Raw genomic sequence first — 17611 nt, 5'->3', positions numbered from 1 at the left:
GAAGACCAACCTGTTCTACGTGCCCACCAACCACGTCTGCATGGACTACGAGCCGTTCCGGGTGACCTACACCCCGGGCCAGCCCTACGTCGGTGCGACCCTGTCGATGTACCCCGCGCCGAACAGCCATGGCGGCATGGGCAACTTCATCGCCTGGGACGGCGTGAAGGGTAAGATCGCGTGGTCCGATCCCGAGCAGTTCTCGGTCTGGTCGGGCGCCCTCGCCACCGCCGGCGACGTTGTCTTCTACGGCACGCTGGAAGGCTACCTGAAGGCCGTCGACTCCAAGACGGGTAAGGAACTGTACAAGTTCAAGACCCCGTCGGGCATCATCGGCAACGTGATGACCTACACCCACAAGGGCAAGCAGTACGTCGGCATCCTGTCGGGTGTCGGTGGCTGGGCCGGCATCGGCCTCGCGGCCGGCCTGACCGACCCGAACGCCGGCCTCGGCGCGGTGGGCGGCTACGCCGCCCTGTCGAGCTACACCAACCTCGGTGGCCAGCTCACCGTGTTCGCCCTGCCGAACTGATCGGTCGCGAACACCAAGGAGCCTAGGGTGCCGGCGCGGGTCCTCCGCGCCGGCATTTCCCTGTCCGCACCACCCTTCGCCCGGAGCCCGCGTGATCGCCTCCCCAGTACCCCCGCCGGGGCGATGTCTCGTCCTCGTCCGCCATGGCCAGAGCCAAGCCAACGCCGACGGCCTTTTCACGGGACTGCTCGACTCACCCCTCACCGAGCGGGGCCGACAGGAAGCCTGCTCGGCCGGGCTGCGGCTCAAGGACGAAGGATTTCGCTTCGCCTCAGCCTTCACGTCGACCCTCGCGCGGGCCATCGCGACCTCCCGGCTGGCGCTCGATGCCCTGGGGCAGGCCGATCTGGTGCCCCTCCGGGATGCCGCCCTGGACGAGCGCGACTACGGCGACCTCAGCGGCCTTGGCAAGCAGGGCGCCTACGAACGTTTCGGGGCGGAGCGGATCGAGGGCTGGCGGCGCTCCTACAAGGGTCAGCCGCCGAACGGCGAGAGCCTCCGGGACACCGTCGCCCGGGTCGTGCCCTTCCACCTAAGGCATATCCAGCCGGCGGCGATGCGCGGTCCAACGCTGGTCGTCGCCCACGGCAACTCGTTGCGGGCCTTGGTGATGGTGCTCGAAGGACTGGGCCCAAGGGAAATCGAATCCGTCGAGATCGCGACCGGATCGATCCGGGTCTACGAGTTCGGTCCGGATACCACCATCGCATCCCGCCGCATCATCGACTGAGCTCCGGCTCCGTGCCCGTTCCGGATCGAGCCGGTGCGGCCTCGGCTACTTCCCGCTCGATCTCGCCGCGGGATTGAAGCCAGAGGGCGAGGATCCAGCAGGACACCGCCCAGGCCGCGCCCACGCACCATCCGGCGAGGACATCGCTCGGGTAGTGCACGCCGAGGTAGATCCGGCTCAGCCCAACCGCCACCGTCAGGAACACGCTCAGGCCCATGAAGTACGACTTCATACGGCGGTCGGCGCTCCCTCGGGTCAGGAGGACGCCGAGTGTCAGGAAGGTGACGGTTGCAAGCGTTGCGTGACCGCTCGGGAAGCCCGGCGTGAAGACCCGCACCGCGTTCGGGAAGTCCGGCCTGGGCCGGTCGATGCCGTACTTGAGCAAGGTGCTTGCGATTGCGCCGCCGAGGACCGCGGCCACCATCACCATCGCGAGGCCGCGCTTGCGGACCAGCATGAGGTAACCAACGGTCGCGGCCGAAAGGAAGCCGAGGAAGACGAAGCTTCCCAGCGCGGTGACGTCCCGTCCCGTCTCCTGCACCCAGGCCGGTCCTATGGGGATGGCGAGATCCTTGCCCGTTCGAAGCGCGGTGAGCACCGCCAGGTCGAACCGTGCTGTTCCGCCCTCGATCACCTCGTCGGCGAGAAGCCCGAAGCCGAGGAGCAGTGCCACGACGAGGAAGGCGCCCGCCGCCAGCCCGAAGTCGCGCTGCCCCATGCGTGCTAGGAGCGATGGGGTGATCTCGGCGGCCTTGATCTCATCGGTCGCGACCGGCAGCGAGGGCCGGGTCATCGCGGCGCCCCGGAACGCCTGAGGACGCTTTCCACCAGGATCAGGCCTAGCCCTCCGAACAGGAAGATCGCGGCCGATGTCGTGCCGGCCTGTCCGTAGGCGCGCACCAGCCAAGCCGCCCCGACCCAGGCGACGATGGAGGCGGCGAAGCCGACATCGTCCACGACCAATCCCAGGAGTTCGCGAAGGACGGTTCCGAGCCAGTGCATGCGGATGCCTAGAGGTTGGGAAGGGGACGAAGGGCGGCGGCACGTCGACGGCACGTCGGCACGGCCAGAACCGAGAGGCCGAGGAAGCCCGCGGTCAGCGCCGCGACCGCCCAGTCGCCGCCGGGCCAGTCGAGGCCGATGCCCTCGCCGACCCAGAACGCGCCGAAGGCCGACAGGAGGACGCCGACCGTGAACTTGAGCGTGTTCTCCGGCACCATCGACAGGGGGCGGTGAAGCGCGACGCCGAGCGCCACCACGACGATCAGGGCGCCGAGCGCCCCGAGGCTGGCGGGGACCAGGAGTCCCGCCCCGCCCGCACCGACGGCGACGACGATGAAGACGACTTCCAGGCCTTCGAGCATGGTGATCTTGAAGGCGGTGGTCACGGCCACCGCATCCCATCGAAGGCGGCCGCCGCCTCCGGTGCCCAGCGCGGCCGCCTGCTTGCCGTAAGCCTCGTCCTCGTCGTGCAGGGCGATGACCCCGGCGGAGCGGAGGATGGCCTTGCTCAGCCAACGCATGCCGAACAGCAGCAGCAGGCCGCCGACGACGAGTTGTACGTCCCGCAGGGGGATGCGGGTCAGCAGTGGGCCGAAGAGCAGCACGATGGCAAGGAGGACGGCGAGGGCGCCCGCGGCGCCCGCGAGGGCGTTCCGCCAACCCCGGGTCGCGCCGACGGCGAGCACGATGGTGAGGGCCTCGACGAACTCGACGATGGAGGCGAGAAACGCCGCAAGTGCCGTGGGCCATGCATGCACCCAGTCGATGGCCATTCCGATCCTCCCTGCCACTCGACCGCTTGGCCGGACGCGGTTTCCGTCGGGAGGAAATGTCGCTCTTGCTACCGATGTCAACATCATTGTAGAAAATGCTACATCATGGTTCCAAACGGGGCACCACCGACTGGCGGAGTCGAAGCCGATGGCGGACGAGTTCGGCGACACGGTCCGGCGGCTGATGCCATCCCTGTCCCCCGCCGTTGCCCGGGTTGCGGGTTACCTGGATCAGAACCGGGCGACGGTTCTCGCAAGTTCGGCCCAGCAGATCGCCACGCATCTCGCGACATCGGACGCGACCGTGATCCGCGCCGTCCAGGCGCTGGGGTTCGATGGCCTGCCCGATCTCAAGCAGGCGCTCGCCGCCGGACTCGACGGCCGACGGACGCCGGCGACCGACATGCGTCGAACGCTGGCGGAAGTCGGCGCCACCACCGGCGATGCCATCGATGCCGTGCTGGAAGCGCACCGGGAGGGGATGGAAGCGCTCCGGACCGAGGACGGACGCGCGGGTATCCTCGCGGCGGTCACCGCCCTGCATCCAGCGACCCGGATCGGCGTCTTCGGGATCGGCCCCTCCGCGCATCTTGCCCGGTACGTGGCCTTCCAACTTACGCGCTCGGGACGGCAGAGCCTGCTTCTCGATGCGACGGGATGGTCGCTGGCCGACCAGTTGCTGGGCCTGCATGCCGACGACGCGGTCGTACTCCTGGCCTACGGCAAGCCCTACCGCGAGGTGCAGGCCGTGATGGGCGAGGCGCACCGTCTGGGCCTGCCCGTGGTCCTCGTGACCGACACGGAGACCAGCACCATCGCCCGCAAGGCCACGGTCGTGCTGTTGGCCCGTCGCGGCCGCGCGAACCAGGTCGCCCTTCACGCCACCACGCTCGTCGCCCTGGAGGCCGTCATCCTCGGCCTGGCCGCGGCCGACCGCGACACCGCCCTTCGGCAACTCGCCAACCTCGACCGGCTGAGGAAGCTGATCGGGTCCTGAGCGGCAGCCGTGACGCCGCCGACCCATCGACCTGACGGAGGACCCATCCATGGCCGACGACCGAACCGGTATCGAAGTGAGCAAGGTCCCGGAGATCACGCTGGCCTTCTGGGGGATCAAGATCGTTGCCACGACCCTGGGCGAGGTCGGCGGCAACGCCGTCACCCTGACGTTGGGTCTGGGCTACCTCGTCGGCACCCTGATCTTCGCGACCCTCCTGGCTGTCGCCGTGGCGGCCCAGATCAACGCCAAGCGGTTTCACCCGTCCCTGTACTGGGCCGTCATCACTGCGACGACCTTGGCGGGAACGACGATGGCCGATCTCTTCGACCGGTCGCTGGGCATCGGCTACCTTGGCGGGTCGCTATCCCTCCTCGCGCTCGTGCTGGGCTCGCTCGGCCTCTGGTACAGGTCGGAGGGGACGGTCGCGGTCGAGACCGTCGCGACCCCGAAGGTGGAATGTTTCTACTGGCTGACCATCATGTTCTCGCAGACGCTCGGCACCGCGTTGGGCGACTGGATGGCCGACGACACCCCACTCGGCTACAACGGAAGCGCCCTGCTGATCGCCGGCGCCCTGGCCGTCACGGCCGGTCTCTACTTCTTCACGAAAACCTCCCGCACGGCGCTGTTCTGGGCCGCCTTCATCCTGACGCGTCCGCTCGGTGCGACGGTCGCGAACTCGCTCGACAAGCCCTCTGCCCAGGGTGGCCTGGGGATCAGCGACCTGACCATCTCGGTGGTGCTCGCGGCGTTGATGGTCGTATGCGTTCTGGTCGTTCCCCAGAGGGCCGGCCACCATCCGGCGTCGGCTTAGCCTCGACGTTCCGAGGAAGGCCGAGGCGGGAATTTCGCGGGTCGTCGATTTCTGTGCCTCCACCCTTGAGGCAGATCGAGGACCGGCGTCGCTCCCATGTGGGCCTTCCCCCTGATCGCGAAAGCGTCGGGGATACGGTCGCGCGGATCGTCCCGTCCCACCTGACACTCGTCCAACGGAGCGCGATGCGGGGCGCGGCCGCGGTCCCCGGCCAGGGCAAAGCGTTGCGGGCGTCGGCGATGGTGCCGAAAGGCCTTTGGCCGAGAGAGGTCGAGGGTCATCGAGGTCGCACCTCCCGACAAACGCCGCAAACCTGCCGACCCGACTTTCAGACCGCGCACCCGAGGGACCTGTCGCACCGGCGGATGAAGACGGCAGCCCGCATCCGTCCGCCCTTGCGAAGGATGACGCCACGGTCAGTGGCCGCCCACGGCGAAGGTCGCCCCCGGCTTGTCGTGGGTGCCGACGCGCTCGACCATCGTGGCCGTCGCCTCGTTCATGCCGACGACGTCGACCGCGATGCCGTGATGACGGAACTTCAGCACGACCCGGTCGAGGGCGTTGATGGCCGAGATGTCCCAGAAGTGCGCCGCCTGCAGGTCAGTCACGACCGCCCGCAGGGCCTCCTCGCGAAAACCGAAGGCGGCGTGGAAGGCTTCGGCCGTCGCGAAGAAGATCTGCCCGGTGACCTGGTAGGTCCGCACGTCGCCCTTACCGTGGGACGACCGGACGGCGAAGAACCTCGTAACCTTGTGGGCGAAGAACAGACCGCTGAGGACCACGCCGAAAAGGACGCCCTTGGCGAGGTCGTGGGTGGCGACCACCACCGCCACGGTGCCGAGCATCACGAAGCTCGACGCCTTCGGGTGGGTCACCAGGGTCCCGTGCGACTTCCACTGGAAGGTGTTGATGGCCACCATGATCATCACCGCAACGAGGGCGGCCATCGGGATCCGGGCCACGTAGGGACCAAGCACGACGATCAGGAACAGCAGTCAGGATCTATGAGCTTGCTGCGGACACGACGATCACGGCCCGCTGGATCGACGGGTGAATCCGCCTGTCGGCCCCTCACAATGCGTCTCCGCAAACTCTGAAGGGGTCCGCATTTCATCTATTTCAGTGATGAAAAGCATCTAATCATTCCGTTGGAGTGAATGAACGGGACCTGGGATCCTCCGGCATCACATCGGAGCCATCCATGTCCGCGCCCAGACTTTTCTCCCACTCTCGTCCGACGCGTGCCTTGGCCGGCACGAGAGCCATCCTTCCGGGACTGGGCCTCTGCGTGGCGGTCACCGCCGCAGCGATCGGCTTCGAAGCCGCCGAGGCGCACCTGTTCGGTCGTGCCTGGCTCGAAGCCCTGGTGCTCGCGATCCTGCTCGGCAGCGCGATCCGCACCATTTGGACCCCGTCGCAGCGTTTCTTTCCCGGCATCGCCTTCGGGGCCAAGACCGTGCTGGAGATCGCGGTCGTACTGCTCGGCGCGTCGCTCAGCCTCGCGACGATCCTCGCCGCCGGACCGGGCCTGCTCTTCGGCATCGCGGGCGTCGTCGTCGTGGCGATCCTGTCGAGTTACGGCATCGGCCGAGCGCTCGGGCTGCATCCGCGCATGGCGATCCTCGTGGCCTGCGGGAACTCGATCTGCGGCAACTCGGCGATCGCGGCCACGGCCCCGGTGATCGGCGCCGACGGCGAGGACGTCGCCGCCTCCATCGCCTTCACCGCGGTGCTGGGCGTGCTGGTGGTGCTCGGCCTGCCGCTGCTGGTGCCGCTGCTCGGTCTGTCGCCGATGCAGTACGGCGTGCTCGCCGGCCTCACCGTCTACGCTGTTCCGCAGGTCCTCGCCGCCACCGCGCCGGTCGCGGCGCTCAGCGTCCAGGTCGGAACCCTGGTGAAGCTCGTCCGGGTGCTGATGCTAGGCCCGGTCGTCCTGGTGCTCTCCCTCGGCGCGAGCCGGCTGCGCGAGGAGACCGACGAGGCTGCCCCCGGCGTCACCGCCGGCGACCGCCCGGCCCGCGGCGGCCTCGCGATCCACCGCCTGGTGCCGTGGTTCATCCTCGCCTTCCTGGCGCTCGCGGGCCTTCGCTCGGCCGGGCTGGTCCCGCAGGTTGCGCTCGCGCCGATGTCGGAGACCGCCAACGTGCTGACCGTGGTCTCGATGGCGGCGCTCGGCCTCGGGGTCGACGTGCGCAGCGTCGCCAAGGCCGGGGCGCGGGTGACCCTCGCGGTGGTCGCCTCGCTCCTTGCGCTAGGCGCCGTCAGCCTCGGCCTGATCCACGTGCTCGGCCTCGTCTGATCCGCGCTATGGCATCGATCCGAATTCTTGATGAAAGAACTGCCGTGACACGTTCGTCCCAATCTTCGTCCGAGGCGGTCGCGCAGGCGACGGGATGGTTGATGGGGCCGGGTCGCGAAGCGGCGGACGCGGCAGCCCTTCTCGACGGGTTCAGCGCGTGCCTCTCGGGGCTCGGCCTGCCACTGGCCCGCGCCACCACCCACGCGCCGACCCTGCATCCGTCGTTCCGGTGGGTGATGCGCGTCTGGCATCCCGGAGCGTCGAGCCTAGCCCTGCGTCGCCGCCACGGCATCGAGGGTACGCCGACTTTTCACGGCAACACCGTCGAGCACGTGGTCGAGACCCGTACCCCATTCCGATGCCGTCTCGACGGGGATGGGCCGCTGCCGTTTCCCGTGCTGGGCGAGCTTCGCGACGAGGGTCTGACCGACTACCTCATCGTGCCGCTGCGCGCCGCGCGTGGACGCATGGGCGCCGCCTCCTGGGCCACGGCGAGACCGGGCGGCTTCACGCCGATCGAGATCGACACGTTGCTGGCGCTGGTCGGGTCTTTCTCGCTGCTGTTCGAGATCAAGGCGCTCGACGACATGCTCGGCGCGGTGCTGAGCGCCTATGTCGGGCGCGACCCGGCGCGGCAGATTCTGGCCGGCACGGTGCGGCGTGGCGACGTGCGCCTGATGCGGGCCGCGATGATGCTGACTGACTTGCGCGGGTTCGGTGAACTGTCCGACCGGCAGAGCCCAGACTGTGTCGTGGCCGCCCTCAACCGGATGTTCGATGCCATCGTGCCGGCCATCGAGGCGGAAGGCGGCGAGGTGCTGAAGTATATCGGCGACGGGCTACTGGCCGTGTTCGATGCCGATCGCAACGAGGCCGCGGCGCGCCGTGCCGCGTTGCATGCCGCCGAGGCCGCACTCGCTGCGCTTGCGACCCTGCGCGACGGTGACACAGCTGCCTTCGAGGTCGGCGTCGCACTTCATGTCGGGGAGATCGCCTACGGCAATATCGGCGGCGGCGACCGGGTCGATTTCACGGCGATCGGCCGCGATCTCAACGTGCTCGCTCGCGTCGAGCGCCTGTGCAAGACCTACGACACGCCGCTGATCGCCACCGACACCTTCATCGACGGGTTGGCACATGCCCTCGAACCTCTCGGCACCGTCGCCCTTCGCGGTTTTTCAGAGCGTCACGCCCTGTTCGGGCATCGCAGGACCGCGCCCGTCGGCGCGCCGGCGGCGTGACGCCGAGACGGCGTCCTTGATCGTCCCATCGTAGATCGAAACTTCTCAAATCATCGCGTTTGGAGATCATTCACATCGCGAAAGACCGTTGGAAGGAATAAATCGTATCCCGTAGCATCTCCATGGTCGCGAGGAATCGCGACGGGTCCGATGCCCTCGAACGCATCGACGCCGACATTCTTAGGGGAGAGACCATGCACGGACTGGACAGACCGACGAACCGCCGCCTCGTCCTGGGTGGCCTAGGGCTCGGCAGCCTCGGCGCCGCCATGCCGGCCTGGGCGGCGGGCTCGGTGAAGCTTCCGCTGCCGGGCGGCCCGGATGAGCGGGCGTTGACCACGGCCTTTCCGGACAAGGGCGAGATGATCCTGCAGCGCACTCATCCGCCGCTGCTGGAGACGCCGTTCTCGGTATTCGACGAGGGCGTGTTCACACCCAACGACCGCTTCTACGTCCGTTGGCACTGGGCCTCGATCCCGACCGAGGTCGATGCCGGCACCTTCCGGCTCAAGGTCCACGGTCATGTCGAGAAGGAACTCTCGCTCTCCCTCGACGCCATCGCCGGCCTGCCCCGCTTCGAGATCGCCGCGGTGAACCAGTGCTCGGGCAATTCACGCGGGCTGTTCGAGCCGCGTGTGCCCGGCGCGCAATGGGCCAACGGCTCGATGGGCAACGCCCGCTGGACCGGGGTGCGCCTCAAGGACGTGCTCGAACGCGCTGGCGTGAAGTCTGGTGCCTTGCAGGTGCGCTTCAGCGGCCTCGACGAGCCCGTGGTCGACGACGCGCCGGACTTCAAGAAGTCCCTCGATCTCGACCACGCCAACAATGGTGAGGTGATGATCGCCTACGCGATGAACGGCGAGCAACTTCCGCTGCTCAACGGTTTCCCGCTCCGCCTCGTGGTGCCGGGCTGGTACTCGACCTATTGGGTCAAGATGCTGTCCGACATCGAGGTGCTGGACAAGCCCGACGACCAATATTGGATGAAGACCGCCTACCGCATCCCGGACGTGCCGGGCGCCAACATTAAGCCCGGCCAGACCGGCTTCAAGACGGTCCCGATCAACAGGATGGTGCCGCGCTCCTTCGTCACCAACCTGACCGATGGCGCCAAGGTGGCGGCCGGAACGCCGGTGGCCCTTCGCGGCATCGCCTTCGGCGGCGATTGCGGGGTGAAGACGGTCGACTTCTCCGGAGATGGCGGAGCGACGTGGTTCCCGGCGCAGCTCGGCGCGGACGAGGGCCCCTACAGCTTCCGCCGCTTCGAGGGCAGCCTACCGGCGCTGGCCTCCGGCACCCACACGATCAGGGTCCGCTGCACCAACACCAACGGCGTCGCGCAGCCCATGGACCGGGTCTGGAACGGCGCCGGCTTCATGCAGAACGGCATCGAGGCCGTGTCCTTCCAGGCCGCTTGAGGAGAACAGCCATGAACCCAATCCGCCCTGCGGCCCTCATCGCCGCGCTCATACTGTCTCCCCTGGTGGCGCTCGCCGCCCCGGCTCCCGAGCCGATGCGCTTCACCTCGCAATCGATCGAATTCCCGACTTCCGACCGAATGTTCCCCGACGGACCGGGGGCCGAGGCGGTCAATAACAACTGCCTCGCCTGCCACTCGGCCGGGATGGTGCTGACCCAGCCCAAGCTCACGAAGGCGCAGTGGACCGAGACCGTGAACAAGATGGTCCACGTCTACAAGGCGCCCGTCGATCAGGCCGACGTGCAGACCATCGTCGACTACCTCACGGCGTTGAAGCCGACGCCCTGAACCCCCGAATCCCGAGGCCGCCGCGCTATTTCGCCGGCCTCGGGGAATAAACCGCGCCTTCTGGCGTCTCCTCAGGGCGATGCACGGCCGGCCCGGCCTTGCACCACGGATTTCCGATTTCGAACCAGCCCTCACGGCAGGCCCCGGCCGCCGAACGAGCGCGCATGCCCGAGAGACCCGCTTCATGACCCATATCCGCACCAGCCTCCGCACCCTCCTCACCGGAGCCGCCTTGCTCCTAGCCCAGGCCCAGCCCGGGTTCGCCGCCGGCTTCGACGGCGCGATCAAGAACAACGCCCTGGCGCTGAACGCCGCCGGGACCGTCGCCGCTGTTTCGAACAGCGAGGAGAGCGCCGTCGTCGTCTACGACGTCGCCAAGGGCACGGTGCTGCGCCGCCTCGACGGCTTCGTCACGCCGCGCAACATCGTGTTCGCGCCGGACGGCGCCCGCTTCTACGTCTCCGACAGCGGCACCGGCCGGATCACGGTCTACGAGACCGCCACCGGCAAGGAGGCCGGCGTTCTCGCCGCGGGCCCCGGCTCGTTCGGTACGGTGCTCTCGGCCGACGGAGGCAAGCTCTACGTCAACAACGAGGCCGCGAGCACGCTGACCGTGTTCGACACCAGGACCATGCTCGCCGAGGCCGTGATCCCCGGCTTCGCGCAGCCGCGCCAGGGCGTGAAGCTGTCGCCGGACGGCAAGACCGTGTTCGTGACGAACTTCCTCGGCGACAAGATCACGTTGGTCGATACCGCTACCAACAAGATCACCGGCGAGATCGCCGGGTTCGACAAGCTGCGCGCCATCTCGATCACCAAGGACGGTAAGACGCTGTTTGCCGCCAACAGCGGCCGCAATACCATCGGCGTGGTCGATGTCGCCGCCCGTAAGGTCACCTCCGAGGTGGCAGTGGGCAAGGACCCCTACGGCGCCGCGCTGACCCCGGACGGGCGCTTCGTCTATTCGGGCAATCTCAAGGACAACTCCTTGTCGGTGATCGACACCGGCACTCTCAAGGTCGTCGCAACGGTGACCGGCCTGAACGAGCCGCGCCAGGCGATCGCGTTCTCGACCGACAACGCCCGCGCCTACGTCCTCAACCGCGACCTCAGCGTCGCCGTGGTGGACCGGGCGAAGAACGCGGTCATCTCGACGATGAAGCCCTGAGGCGACGCGCGCCGGGGGCCTTATCGGTTCCCGGCGCGTTCTCGTCGTCGACACGTCACGAACGCAGGACAAAGACCCCATGCTCGGCCTGTTCCAGCGCAAGGACCGCCTCATCGTCCACGGCAAGGCGCCCTACAACGCCGAGCCGCCGCTCGATCGCCTGCGCGCGACCTTCATTACCGAGCAGGCCGACTTCTACGTCCGCAGCCACGGCGACATCCCGGACATCGACGCCGACAGCTACCGCCTGACCGTCGACGGGATGGTCGCGACGCCGCTCGACCTGTCCGTCGCCGACCTCAAGGCGCGGTTCGCACCCATCACCGTCACGGCAGTAATGCAATGCGCCGGCAACCGCCGGGCCGACATGCTGGCGGTGGCCCCGGTCGCCGGCGACCCGTGGGCGGCCGGCGCCATCGGCAACGCGGAATGGACCGGCGTGCGCCTCGCCGACGTGCTGCGCGCGGCCGGCCTCGACGCGGGGGGCGCACGTCACGTCGCCTTCGAGAGCCACGACCGGATCGCCCATACGGACACGCGCTTCGGCGCCTCGATCCCGCTCGCCAAGGCGCTCGCCCCCGAGACGCTGCTCGCCTTCGCGATGAACAGCGAGCCTCTCGCCCCCGAGCACGGCCATCCGTTGCGCGTGGTGGTGCCGGGCTTTGCCGGTATCCGCAGCCCGAAGTGGCTCGCCCGCATCACGGTGCAGGATCACCCCTCCGACAACCCGATGCAGGCCGACGACTACAAGCTGTTTCCGCCCGACGTGACCGCCGAGACCGCGGACCCCGCCCACGGCATCACCATCGAGGCGATGCCGCTCAACAGCGCGATCTGCGAGCCCGCCCGCGGCGCAGCGTTGAAGGCCGGCCGGCACGCGATCCGCGGCTACGCCATCGCCAGCGACCGAGCGGTCGCCCGCGTCGACGTCTCGACGGATGGCGGTCGCAGCTGGGCGCAGGCCCGGATCGACCGCGATGCGGACGCGCCCTACGCCTGGACGTTCTGGGAGATCGACTGCGAGCTGACGACCGGCGAGCACGAACTCGCGGTGCGGGCCTGGGACTCCGCCGGCCAGACCCAGCCTGCGGCGCCGGACGACACCTGGAACTACAAGGGCTACCTCAGCGCCGCCTGGCACCGGGTGCGGGTCACGGTGGCCTGACCGTCACGCCCAGAGCAGGGCAGTGGCCGCGAGGCCCGAGATCGCGATGAGTAGGGCCGCAACCCCGACGGTGAGGATGCGCGGCATCATCGGGATCTCGGCATGGGCGAGTCGCGCTCGGATCGCCCGGTCCCGCCATGCGGCGCCGGCGAACGAAGCAAGCGCGCAGGCGATCAGCGTGAGCGACAGCACCTTCAGTGGCCAGACCGCCAGCACCTCTCGCAGGAAGCGCTGCGCGGCCAGGCCGACGCCGAGGAAGGCGAGCCCGGTGCGAAGCCACGCCACGAAGGTGCGCTCGGCTGCCAGCACCGTGCGGTCCTCGGCGAGCCTGACCCGCGGGTCGTCGGGGGGAACGGGCTTCGCAGGTTCCCTCATCCGGCAGCCGCCTCCTGGATCAGGTCGAGCAGCGCGTCGGCTGCCCGACTGCGATAGCGCTCCTTGTGGCGCAGCACCCGGAAGGGCCGGCTCGGCAGGGCGAACGCCGCCCGCACCAGCGTTCCGGCCCGTAGCGCGGCGGCGACCACGGTCTCGGACAGGACGGCGGCCCCGCCCCCGGCCTCGACGGCGGCGCGCACCGCCTCGTTCGAGGGCAGTTCGAGCGTGACCCGGAGTTGGGCCGTGGAGAGGCCAGCCTCCATGAGCGCTGCCTCGAAGGCCGAGCGGGTTCCGGATCCCGCCTCGCGCAGCACCCAATCGGCCCCGGCGAGGTCCTCGGGTGCGAGCGCGGTCGCCCCCGCGAAGGGATGTGTTGGGGCAACCACGAGGACGAGTTGGTCCCGCGCGATGGTGGTGCTCGCAAGCGTCGGGTCGTCCAACGCTCCCTCGACGAAGCCGAGTTCGGCCTGCCCGGCGCGCACCGCGTCGGCGGCATCGGTGGTGTTGCCGACCGCCAGCCGGATGGCGATCTCAGGGTAGGTGCGGCGGAAGGCGACGAGGTGGCGCGGCAGCCAGTCGCTGGCGATGGTCTGGCTGGCGTAGAGCGCCAGCGTCCCGCGTCGCAGGCAGCTGAGGTCGGCGAGCACCAGTTCGGCGGCTTCCGCCCGGGCGAGCACCGCGCGAGCCTCGATGAGGAATACGCGCCCCGCCTCGGTGAGTTCGATCCCGCGGCCGACCCGGTGAAACAGCTTCGTCGCGTGCCGCCCCTCGATGTTGGCGATCGCCGTGCTGACCGCCGACTGGACGATGTTCAGCGCCTCGGCGGCTCGCGTCACGTGCTGCCGCTCGGCCACCGCCACGAAGATGCGAAGCTGGTCGAGGGTCACGGCTGCCGACGATCCGGCGCGAGGCCGCGGACGTGCGCATCGACCGCCTGCGCGACGGTGAGCAGCCGGGCCTCGTCGGTACGGCCGGTGACGACGTAGGACATGCCACCATCGACCCAGGAGAAGGCAGCGATGTCGCCCTCTCGGGCGAAGCGGAAGAGCGTTCGCCCATCGCCGTCTCCGACGCGGCTGTAAAGCGTCAGGCGGGTTCCGCGGTCGTCGTCGTACATTAGCATCGCTGCGGATTCAGCGCCGGCCGGCAGCAGCCGCCCGCCCATCAGGCGAAACCCTTGGGCCGCGAGATCGGGGGCCGCGACCGCGTGACCGAGGCGCTTCGAGAGCCACGTCACGAGGTGGGGCTTCTCGTCGGCGCGCACCTCCACCGGATGCACCACCTCGACCACGAAGGTGCGAAAGGCCGCGACCGCGTCCTGCGTCGCCGGTGACTCCGTCACCATCGCCGTTGCGGGTCCGCCGCGCAGGGCATGGCCGACCCAGCCGCCGGCACCGCCGAGCGCAAGGCAGAGCACGGCTGCAGCCGCCATGGGGAACCAGCCCCTGCCGACGAACCGACGTCGCGGGCGAATGTTGGCCACCCGGAGCCGCGCCGGGATCGCCTCCTCGGCGATCGGCGCGAGGCGGGCACGCAGGCGCTCGCGCAGAGCGCGATCCGCCGAGACCTCGGCCGCACGCGCGGGGTTTCCTTTGAGCCATGCCTCGACCAGCGCCTGCCGCTCCGGTTCGAGGCGGCCATCGATCAGGCCGTGCAGGTCGTCCTCGCCGACCGGGCGTGGATCCCCGCTCATTTCACCCTCCTCAAGAGGCCGGTTCGGCCTGTTTCCAGAAAACTTCGCATCCGCGTCCGCGCCCGGCTCAACCGCGACATCACGGTGCCGAGCGGTACGCCAAGCACCTGGGCCGCCTCGGCATAGGACAGATCCTCCACCGAGACGAGGAGCAGCACCGAGCGCTGTTCCTCGGGCAGGGCGTCGAGGCCGGCGAGCACGTCGCGGGCCCCCATCGCGGCCTCCGGGTCGATACCTGGGTCGGGCACCTGCTCCAGCGCTTCCGCGCCGCAATCGACGCCGCGCCGGCCCTGGCGCCGGACGGCGCCGAGGAACAGGTTGCGCTCGATCGTGAACAGCCACGCTCGGAGGTCGCCGTCGCGGCGGCGCCCGGACCAAGCGGACAAGGCCCGCTCCAGGGTGTCCTGGACGAGGTCGTCCGCCGCCTCGCGGTCTCGCAACAGCGCGACGGCGTAGCGCCGCAGGGCCGGGATTTGCGGTTCGATCAGGGCGGCGATCTCGTCCAACGATGCTTCCCGGTCAGAGGGGGCCGATCAAGGCATTCACCGATCAAGGCTTGGCGATGTGCCACGCGCCATTGAGGAAGCCGTCGCCGGTGATGTCGCCGGGCTTGGTGTCCTTGGCAAAGGTGTAGAGCGGCTTGCCCTTGTAGGCCCACTGCATCGTGCCGTCGTCCCGCGTCACCATCGTCCAGTCGCCGCTGGCGGCCGAGCCGGAGGCGGCCATCAGGGCCGGCCAGTTGGTGGCGCAGGGGCCGTTGCACATCGACTTGCCGCCCATGTCCTTGTCGAAGGTGTAGAGGGTCATGCTCTTGGCATCGACGAGCGCCGGCCCCTTGGCGGTCTCGGCCGTCATGGCAGGCGCGGCGGCCTGGGCGGCCAAGGCGGAGAAGGCGACAGCCGCGAAGGCGCCGCGGATCAGCAGAGTGCGCATGGGTGAGGTCTCCCGCGGTCGAGCATGACCGCATCGGGATGGATGCCGAAGAGGCGCCTCTATTCCACGCGTCTTCTCGACGACAGATCACGAAGGCGTGAACGGGCTCTCAGCCACATCCGCGGAATAAAGCCGCGCCCCAGGCATCCTTCCCATCGACACCGGATCAAAAGGAAGCCGCATGCGCGGAGCACTGGGATTTGCCGTGACGGCGGCGCTGATGGCGAGCGGCCTCGTCGGCGGCCGGATGATGATGCGCCCGACCTTGGCCGCCACCGAGCCAGCGGCAGCTCCGTCTGCGTCCTTCGACGCGATGATGGCGCAGTCGATGGCGCAGATGCATGCCGACATGATGGTCCCGCCCTCGGGCGACCCCGACCGCGACTTCGCCGCGATGATGATCCCGCACCACGAAGGCGCGATCGCGATGGCGAAGGCGGAGCTGCTCCACGGCGAGGATCCGGTCCTGCGCCGCCTCGCGCAGGGGATCGTCGTCGAGCAGGGCCAGGAGATCGATGTGATGCGCCGCGCGCTCGCCGATCGCCTCGCGATGCCGGGTCGGGCCGCCGGCGCCCCTCCCGTTCACCACCATGGCGCGGCACCTGCCGCCGAGATGCCTTCGGAGCACCGCCGATGAAGACCGCCCTGACCGTTCTCGCCCTTGTGCTGCTCTCCGGCTCGGCCTTCGCCGGGCAGGCTCCAGGCCCCGCCTCGGCGCCCGACGTGCCCATCAGCAGCAAAGACCGGTTCTACACCTCCGATCAGTTCTCCAATACGGTCTCTGTGGTCGATCCCGCCGCCAACACCCTGCTCGGGGTGATCCGGCTCGGCGACCCGACGCCGACAAACCTGAGCCCGCTCTATCGCGGGCAGCTTCTGGTTCACGGCATGAGCTTCTCGCCGGACCACAGGACCCTGCTCGCGGTCTCGATCGGTTCGAACTCCGTGAGCTTCATCGACACGGCGACCAACGCGGTCCGCCACACCGCCTATGTCGGCCGCTCGCCGCACGAAGCCTTCTTCACGCCGGACGGCCGAGAGGTCTGGGTGAGCGTGCGCGGCGAGGACTATATCGCCGTGCTCGATGCCGCGACCGCCATGGAGACCCGCCGGATCACCGTACCGAACGGGCCGGGCATGACGATCTTCTCGCCGGACGGCACCTACGGTTACGTCTGCTCCAGCTTCAGCCCCGAGACCGTCGTCATCGACACCAAGACCCACGCCATCGTCGGCCGCGTGAAGCAGGAGAGTCCGTTCTGCCCCGACATCGCCGCCACGCCGGACGGCAAGCAGGTGTGGTTCACCCTCAAGGATGTCGGCCGGACCCAGGTGTTTTCGGCGCGTCCGCCATTCGCGCCGCTGAAGACGATCGAGACCGGGCCGATCACCAACCACGTCAACATCGTCTCGACCAAGGCCGGCCAGTTCGCCTACGTGACGATTGGCGGCCTGAACCAGGTCAAGGTGTTCCGCACCGACGATTTCTCCCAGCTCGCAACGATCCCGACCGGCGCCCTGCCGCACGGGCTCTGGCCCTCGGGCGACGGCAGCCGCGTCTATGTCGGTCTGGAGAACGCCGACAAGGCCGCGGTGATCGACACCGCGTCGAACACGGTGATCGCCGAGGTGCCGATCGGGCAGGGTCCGCAGGGCGTCGCCTACGTCCCGAACGCCGTACCGGAGGGCGACGGAATGCAAAACCTGCAGCCGCTGGGGGCCGCAGGCCAGACCAGTGCGCTGACGCTCGCGGGCAGCGACGGCAAGCCGGCGACGCAGGTCACCCTGTTCGACCAGGGCGTGCTGCAGACGCTGCAGGCCGCGATCACGGGACTGGCGCCGAAGATGCCGTTCGTGCTGGCGCTGTCCGCAGATCCGAAGGGCGCGACCGGCCTGGAGCCACTCGCCGCCTTCACCACCAACCCGGCCGGCGCGGCCATCGTCAACGCGATCGGCCCGATCCGGCAAGTCACCCGCAAGGACGCCGGCCCGAGCCGCCGTTACCTCGTGGTCGCGGCGGGCAAGCCCGGCAAACTCGGCGGCGTCGTGCAGGTGCAGATCACGGATTAATCGAGCGGTGTCGCCAGTCCGGAAGGCGAACATCTCAAACAATGCCTC

19 protein-coding genes and 2 pseudogenes are annotated in these 17611 nt (G+C 69.0%); 12 read left to right on the top strand and 9 right to left on the bottom strand.

Features of this window, described 5'->3' with window-relative positions; all coding sequences use genetic code 11:
- Positions 1-532, top strand: a pseudogene (xoxF5, locus tag MKK64_RS05480) (lanthanide-dependent methanol dehydrogenase XoxF5); the annotation flags it as partial.
- A gap of 94 nt (positions 533-626) precedes the next feature.
- Positions 627-1262 carry a 2,3-bisphosphoglycerate-dependent phosphoglycerate mutase gene (locus tag MKK64_RS05475; RefSeq protein ID WP_409565425.1) on the top strand — a complete coding sequence of 212 codons (636 nt, stop codon included), beginning with the start codon at positions 627-629 and terminating at the stop codon, positions 1260-1262.
- Here MKK64_RS05475 and MKK64_RS05470 read toward each other — a convergent pair.
- Genes MKK64_RS05470 through MKK64_RS05460 form a run of 3 tightly spaced genes read right to left on the bottom strand, consistent with a single transcriptional unit; the run spans position 1252 to position 3037 of the window.
- Complete coding sequence (locus MKK64_RS05470) at positions 1252-2055, bottom strand: phosphatase PAP2 family protein (protein ID WP_147840829.1); 804 nt, start codon at positions 2053-2055, stop codon at positions 1252-1254. The two genes, MKK64_RS05475 and MKK64_RS05470, sit on opposite strands and share 11 nt — an antisense overlap.
- Positions 2052-2219, bottom strand: a complete 168-nt coding sequence (locus MKK64_RS05465) for a hypothetical protein (protein ID WP_187278719.1) — start codon at positions 2217-2219, stop codon at positions 2052-2054. The genes MKK64_RS05470 and MKK64_RS05465 overlap by 4 nt, the downstream gene beginning before the upstream one ends.
- A 53-nt stretch (positions 2220-2272) precedes the next feature.
- Positions 2273-3037, bottom strand: a complete 765-nt coding sequence (locus tag MKK64_RS05460) for a COG4280 domain-containing protein (RefSeq protein ID WP_147840830.1) — start codon at positions 3035-3037, stop codon at positions 2273-2275.
- 148 nt (positions 3038-3185) lie between these two features.
- On the opposite strand from MKK64_RS05460, the gene MKK64_RS05455 reads away from it, so the two are divergent.
- Together MKK64_RS05455 and MKK64_RS05450 are read left to right on the top strand one after the other, a co-directional pair.
- Positions 3186-4034 (top strand): MurR/RpiR family transcriptional regulator, encoded by an 849-nt coding sequence (locus MKK64_RS05455; RefSeq protein ID WP_187275329.1) that lies wholly within the window; start codon positions 3186-3188, stop codon positions 4032-4034.
- A 49-nt stretch (positions 4035-4083) separates the two neighbouring features.
- Positions 4084-4851, top strand: coding sequence for a hypothetical protein (locus MKK64_RS05450; RefSeq protein WP_147840832.1), 768 nt, complete (start codon positions 4084-4086; stop codon positions 4849-4851).
- A 416-nt stretch (positions 4852-5267) separates the two neighbouring features.
- Here MKK64_RS05450 and MKK64_RS05445 read toward each other — a convergent pair.
- Positions 5268-5846 (bottom strand): annotated as a pseudogene (locus MKK64_RS05445) (STAS domain-containing protein); the annotation flags it as partial.
- Positions 5847-6052: 206 nt separating this feature from the next.
- Here MKK64_RS05445 and MKK64_RS05440 point away from each other — a divergent pair.
- The 6 genes from MKK64_RS05440 (at position 6053) to MKK64_RS05415 (ending at position 12492) form a co-directional block, all read left to right on the top strand.
- Positions 6053-7150, top strand: a complete 1098-nt coding sequence (locus tag MKK64_RS05440; RefSeq protein WP_147840833.1) for a YeiH family protein — start codon at positions 6053-6055, stop codon at positions 7148-7150.
- A gap of 8 nt (positions 7151-7158) precedes the next feature.
- Positions 7159-8391 (top strand): adenylate/guanylate cyclase domain-containing protein, encoded by a 1233-nt coding sequence (locus MKK64_RS05435; protein WP_243932554.1) that lies wholly within the window; start codon positions 7159-7161, stop codon positions 8389-8391.
- 194 nt (positions 8392-8585) lie between these two features.
- Complete coding sequence (locus MKK64_RS05430; protein ID WP_243932553.1) at positions 8586-9809, top strand: molybdopterin-dependent oxidoreductase; 1224 nt, start codon at positions 8586-8588, stop codon at positions 9807-9809.
- 11 nt (positions 9810-9820) lie between these two features.
- Positions 9821-10159: a c-type cytochrome gene (locus MKK64_RS05425; protein WP_147762548.1), complete on the top strand. Its 339-nt coding sequence runs from the start codon at positions 9821-9823 to the stop codon at positions 10157-10159.
- 184 nt (positions 10160-10343) lie between these two features.
- Positions 10344-11327, top strand: a complete 984-nt coding sequence (locus MKK64_RS05420; RefSeq protein WP_147840836.1) for a beta-propeller fold lactonase family protein — start codon at positions 10344-10346, stop codon at positions 11325-11327.
- A 79-nt stretch (positions 11328-11406) separates the two neighbouring features.
- Entirely contained in the window at positions 11407-12492 is a 1086-nt protein-coding gene (locus MKK64_RS05415) for a sulfite oxidase (protein WP_147840837.1), read from the top strand.
- Between the two features lie 3 nt (positions 12493-12495).
- Here MKK64_RS05415 and MKK64_RS05410 read toward each other — a convergent pair whose 3' ends face one another.
- Genes MKK64_RS05410 through MKK64_RS05390 form a run of 5 tightly spaced genes read right to left on the bottom strand, consistent with a single transcriptional unit; the run spans position 12496 to position 15493 of the window.
- Positions 12496-12867, bottom strand: a complete 372-nt coding sequence (locus MKK64_RS05410; RefSeq protein ID WP_056203338.1) for a YidH family protein — start codon at positions 12865-12867, stop codon at positions 12496-12498.
- Positions 12864-13754: a LysR family transcriptional regulator gene (locus tag MKK64_RS05405; RefSeq protein ID WP_147840838.1), complete on the bottom strand. Its 891-nt coding sequence runs from the start codon at positions 13752-13754 to the stop codon at positions 12864-12866. Before MKK64_RS05405 ends, MKK64_RS05410 begins: the two co-directional genes overlap by 4 nt.
- Positions 13751-14560 (bottom strand): anti-sigma factor family protein, encoded by an 810-nt coding sequence (locus tag MKK64_RS05400; protein WP_147840839.1) that lies wholly within the window; start codon positions 14558-14560, stop codon positions 13751-13753. Before MKK64_RS05400 ends, MKK64_RS05405 begins: the two co-directional genes overlap by 4 nt.
- On the bottom strand, positions 14557-15066 hold the full coding sequence (locus tag MKK64_RS05395) for an RNA polymerase sigma factor (protein ID WP_243924979.1): 510 nt from the start codon (positions 15064-15066) through the stop codon (positions 14557-14559). The genes MKK64_RS05400 and MKK64_RS05395 overlap by 4 nt, the downstream gene beginning before the upstream one ends.
- Positions 15067-15109: 43 nt before the next feature.
- On the bottom strand, positions 15110-15493 hold the full coding sequence (locus MKK64_RS05390) for a hypothetical protein (protein ID WP_147840841.1): 384 nt from the start codon (positions 15491-15493) through the stop codon (positions 15110-15112).
- Between the two features lie 181 nt (positions 15494-15674).
- Here MKK64_RS05390 and MKK64_RS05385 point away from each other — a divergent pair, with 181 nt between their 5' ends.
- Together MKK64_RS05385 and MKK64_RS05380 are read left to right on the top strand one after the other, a co-directional pair.
- Positions 15675-16130, top strand: coding sequence for a DUF305 domain-containing protein (locus MKK64_RS05385; RefSeq protein WP_147840842.1), 456 nt, complete (start codon positions 15675-15677; stop codon positions 16128-16130).
- Positions 16127-17563 (top strand): YncE family protein, encoded by a 1437-nt coding sequence (locus MKK64_RS05380; RefSeq protein ID WP_243932552.1) that lies wholly within the window; start codon positions 16127-16129, stop codon positions 17561-17563. Before MKK64_RS05385 ends, MKK64_RS05380 begins: the two co-directional genes overlap by 4 nt.
- The last annotated feature ends 48 nt before the right edge of the window (positions 17564-17611 follow it).

It is taken from the genome of Methylobacterium sp. E-025, assembly GCF_022829705.1.
GTDB lineage: Bacteria > Pseudomonadota > Alphaproteobacteria > Rhizobiales > Beijerinckiaceae > Methylobacterium.
Note: the sequence above shows the minus strand (reverse complement) of the source record. Positions and strands in the feature narration are given on the sequence as shown.